The 904-nt window shown below is 71.5% G+C and carries 1 protein-coding gene; it reads right to left on the minus strand.

Translation table 11 applies throughout. The features are described from left to right. A partial coding sequence (locus ADL08_RS10450; RefSeq protein ID WP_199836986.1) for a ketoacyl-synthetase C-terminal extension domain-containing protein occupies nt 1-904 on the minus strand: 904 nt, incomplete at both ends.

Raw genomic sequence — 904 nt, forward strand, 5'->3', positions numbered from 1 at the left:
GAAGGCTTCGGCGAACACGGGGAACGCTTCGTAGAGTTCCATGCCCATGCCGATCCGCTGGGCGCCCTGTCCGGTGAACAGGAACGCCGTCTTCCCCGGCGTCGCGACACCCGACACGACCCCGGGCGATGCCGTACCGGTCGCGAGTGCCCTTAGTCCCGCGAGGAGTTCGTCGGCACCGGTACCGGCACCACCGCCGAGGATGACGGCGCGGTGGGCATGGGTGGCGCGTGTGGTGGCCAGGGACCAGGCGATGTCGGCGGGCGAGGTAGCGGGGTTGCGGGTGAGGAAGTCGTCCAGTCGCTCCGCCTGGGCACGAAGCGCCTGCTCGCTCTTCGCCGACAGCAGCCACGGCGTCGCGACGGGCGCCGCCACCGAAGGAGCGCGGTCGGTCGGAGCGGGGGAGGGGGCCTCGGCGGGCGCCTGCTCCAGTACGACGTGCGCGTTCGTCCCCCCGAAGCCGAAGGACGACACCGCTGCGCGCCGCGCGCGGCCCGTGTCCGGCCACTCGCGCTGCTCGGTGAGGAGTTCGACCGCTCCCGCCGTCCAGTCGACCATCGGTGTGGGTTCGTCCACGTGGAGCGTCTTCGGCAGGATGCCGTGCCGCATGGCCTGCACCATTTTGATGACCCCGCCCACGCCCGCCGCCGCCTGCGCGTGCCCGATGTTGGATTTGAGGGAGCCGAGGTAGAGGGGGTGGGGGGTGGTGCGGTGGTGGCCGTAGGTGGCGAGGAGGGCTTGGGCTTCGATGGGATCGCCGAGGCGGGTGCCGGTGCCGTGGGCTTCGACGGCGTCGATGTCGTCGGTGGTGAGGCCGGCGTCGGTGAGGGCTTGGCGGATGACGCGTTCTTGGGAGGGTCCGTTGGGTGCGGTGAGTCCGTTGCTGGCGCCGTCCTGGTTGACG

Source organism: Streptomyces sp. NRRL F-6492 (assembly GCF_001280125.1).
Taxonomy (GTDB): Bacteria; Actinomycetota; Actinomycetes; order Streptomycetales; family Streptomycetaceae; genus Streptomyces.